1 protein-coding gene is annotated in these 3,830 nt (G+C 73.5%); it reads left to right on the plus strand.

The window, feature by feature from the left end:
* A partial coding sequence (locus GA0115259_RS35950) for a type I polyketide synthase (RefSeq protein WP_141716837.1) occupies nucleotides 1–3,830 on the plus strand: 3,830 nt, incomplete at both ends.

Consider the following 3,830-nt stretch of genomic DNA (forward strand, 5'->3'; position numbering starts at 1 on the left):
CGGCCCGCCGAGGCCGGCCAGTGGGAGACCGCGCAGTCGGCGAGCCTGCTCTCCGGTCGGCTGGCGTACTCCTTCGGCCTCCAGGGACCCACGGTCTCCGTGGACACCGCGTGCTCCTCGTCGCTGGTCGCCCTGCATCTCGCCGCCCAGGCCCTCCGTACCGGTGAATGCTCGATCGCCCTGGCCGGCGGTGTCACCGTGATGGCCACTCCGGCGGGCTTCGTCGAGTTCAGCGCCCAGGGCGCGCTCTCGCCCGACGGCCGGTGCAAGGCGTTCTCCGAGGCGGCGGACGGCACCGGCTGGTCCGAGGGTGTGGGCATGCTCGTGGTCGAGCGGCTCTCCGACGCGCGCCGCAACGGCCATCGCGTACTGGCGGTCCTGCGCGGCTCGGCCATCAACCAGGACGGCGCCTCCAACGGACTGACCGCGCCGAGCGGGCCCGCGCAGCAGCGGGTGATCCGGCAGGCCCTCGCCAACTCCGGTCTCTCGCCGGCCGAGGTGGACGCGGTGGAGGCCCATGGCACCGGTACCAAGCTCGGTGACCCGATCGAGGCACAGGCACTGCTCGCCACCTACGGCCAGGACCGCGATCCGGAGCGCCCGCTCCTGCTCGGTTCACTCAAGACCAATATCGGTCACACGCAGGCCGCTTCGGGTGTCGCGGGCGTGATCAAGATGGTGATGGCGATGCGCCACGGCACCCTGCCGAAGTCGCTGTACGCCGAGAACCCGACGTCCCAGGTGGACTGGACGGCGGGCGCGGCCCGGCTGCTCACCGAGCAGATCGCCTGGCCGGACTCGGGCCGGCCGCGCCGCGCCGGAGTCTCCTCGTTCGGTGCCAGCGGTACGAACGCGCATATCGTCCTGGAGCAGGCACCGGAGGCCGTCGGCGATACCGCTACCGCTACTGATACCGCTGCCGATGCGCCATCCGGCGGGCGCGAGGCGAGCACCGTGCCGGTCCTGCTCTCCGGCCGGACCGGGAACGCGCTGCGCGACCAGGCCCGCAGGCTGCTCGCCCGGGTGACCGCCCGTCCCGATGTCCCGCTGACCGATCTCGCCTTCTCGCTCGCGACGACCCGCTCGGTCTTCGAGCACCGGGCCGCCCTGACCGTCACCGAACGCGGAGGTCTGCTCGACGGCCTCACCGCGCTGGCCGAAGGGAACACACTGCCGCAGCTGGTCGAGCACAAGGTGGAGAAGGCGGGCAAGCGCGCCTTCCTCTTCTCCGGCCAGGGCTCGCAGAGGCTCGGGATGGGCCGTGAGCTGTACGAGCGGTTCCCGGCCTTCGCCGAGGCGCTCGACACCGTACTGGCCCTGCTGGACGCCGAGTTGGAGCGCCCGCTCCGCGAGGTGATCTGGGGCACGGACGCCGCGGAGCTCAACGACACCGGCGCCGCCCAGCCCGCGCTGTTCGCCGTCGAGGTGGCGCTGTTCCGGCTGGTCGAGTCCTGGGGCCTGACTCCGGACCTGGTGGCCGGGCACTCCATCGGTGAGATCGCCGCCGCCCATGTGGCGGGCGTGTTCACACTGGAGGACGCGGTCAAGCTGGTCGCGGCCCGCGCGCGGCTGATGCGGGAGCTGCCGGCCGGCGGCGCGATGTTCGCCGTACAGGCCACCGAGGACGAGATCACTCCGCTGCTCTCCGGCCGGATCTCGGTCGCCGCCGTCAACGGCCCGGCGTCCGTGGTGATCTCGGGCGAGGAGGGCGTGGCGCTGGAGGTGGCGGCCGAGCTGGAGAGGCGTGGCCGCAAGACCAGCCGGCTGCGGGTCTCGCACGCGTTCCACTCGCCGCTGATGGACCCGATGCTGGACGGCTTCCGCGCCGTCGCGGAGCAACTGGCCTTCCGGGCACCGCGTATCCCGGTGGTGTCCAATCTGACCGGCGCCCTGGCCACGGCCGAGGAGCTGTGCTCGGCGGAGTACTGGGTACGGCATGTCCGGGAGGCCGTACGGTTCGCCGACGGTGTCAGGACGATGGCGGAGCGCGGAGTGACCGCGTTCCTGGAACTGGGCCCGGACGGAGTGCTCGCCGCCCTGGCCCAGGAGTCGGCGCCGCCCGCCGCCGTCGCCGTACCGCTCCTGCGCAAGGGCAGGGACGAGGAGACCACCCTGGTCACCGCGCTCGCCCGGCTGCATGTCCACGGTGCGGGCCCGGTCTGGCCGGCGTTCTTCGCGGACACCGGAGCCCGGTGGGTGGATCTGCCGACATACGCCTTCCAGCACGGCCGGTTCTGGCCCGACGCGCCGGCCGTCGCCGCCGAGGCGACACCGCGGGCGGACACCACGGACCGCGGGTTCTGGGACGCCGTGGAGCGGGAGGACTTCGCCTCGCTGGAATCCGTCCTGGACATCGAGGAGGACGCCCTGTCCAGGGTGCTGCCCGCGCTGCTGGACTGGCGCAGGCAGCGCGACGACGAGTCGGTCGTGGAGGGCCGGCGGCACCGTGTCGTCTGGCGGCCCGTCGGCGGCTTCGCCCTCGCCCACCGCAAGCCGCTCACGGGCACCTGGCTCGCCGTGGTGCCCGGCGAACTGACCGAGGACGCCTGGGTGTCCACGGCGCTCGACGCGCTGGGCACCTCGGTCGTGCGGCTCCCGGTCGCCACGCCCGACCGTGCCGCGCTCGCCGCGGAATTCCGGGCCCTGGGCGATGGTGCCCGTACGGACGGCACGCCCTTCGCCGGTGTCGTATCACTCCTGGCCCTGCGGGACTCCCTGGCGGACGGTGTGCCCGAGGGCGCCGCCCTCACCGCCGTACTGCTCCAGGCCCTGGGCGACGCCGGGATCGGCGCACCGCTCTGGTGCCTCACCCGTGGCGCGGTCTCCGTACGCCGTACGGAGGAGCCGCGCCACCCGCTCCAGGCCGCCGTCTGGGGCCTCGGCCGAGTTGCCGCGCTGGAGTATCCGGAGCGCTGGGGCGGTCTGATCGATCTGCCCGGGACACTGGACGGGCGGACGGCCGCCGGGCTCACGGGCGTACTGGCCGGACTCGACGGAGAGGACCAGGTCGCCGTACGGGGCTCAGCCGTTCTCGCCCGGCGCCTGGTACGGGCGCCCGGTGAACACCCGGCCCGTGTCTGGGAGCCGGACGGCACCGTACTGATCACCGGTGGCACCGGCGCCCTCGGCGCCCATGTCGCCCGCAGGCTCGCCCGGGACGGTGTCCAGCACCTCGTACTGCTCAGCAGGCGCGGCCCCGAGGCGCCCGGCGCCGAAGCGCTGCGGACCGAACTCGAAGAGCTCGGCGCCCGTGTCAGCCTCACCGCGTGCGACGCCGCCGACCGGGACCAACTGGCCGCCGTACTCGCGGACATCCCGGCCGAGCATCCGCTGACCGGTGTGGTGCACACGGCCGGAGTCCTGGACGACGGCGTACTCGACCGGCTCACTCCCGAGCGGTTCGCACCGGTCTTCCGCGCCAAGGTCACCTCGGCCCTGCTGCTCGACGAACTGACCCGGGAGCTGGACCTCACGGCGTTCGTGCTGTTCTCCTCCGCCTCCTCCGCCGTGGGCAACCCCGGCCAGGCCAACTACGCGGCGGCCAACGCCGTACTCGACGCACTCGCCGAACGGCGCCGGGCACACGATCTCCCGGCGACCTCGATCGCCTGGGGCGCCTGGGACGGCGGCGGAATGGCGGAGGGCGCCGGGGCCGACGAGGCCGCGAGGCGCGCCGGGATCGGCGCCATGGACCCGGAACAGGCCTGCGAGACACTGCTGCGTCTGATCATGGAGGCCGAACCGACGGCGGTCGTCGCCGAAGTCGCCCTGGACCGCTTCGTGGCCGCCTTCGGCGCGAGCCGGCCGAGCGCCCTGCTGCGCGAACTCCC

Origin of the sequence: Streptomyces sp. MnatMP-M17, from assembly GCF_900091995.1 — a bacterium.
GTDB lineage: Bacteria > Actinomycetota > Actinomycetes > Streptomycetales > Streptomycetaceae > Streptomyces.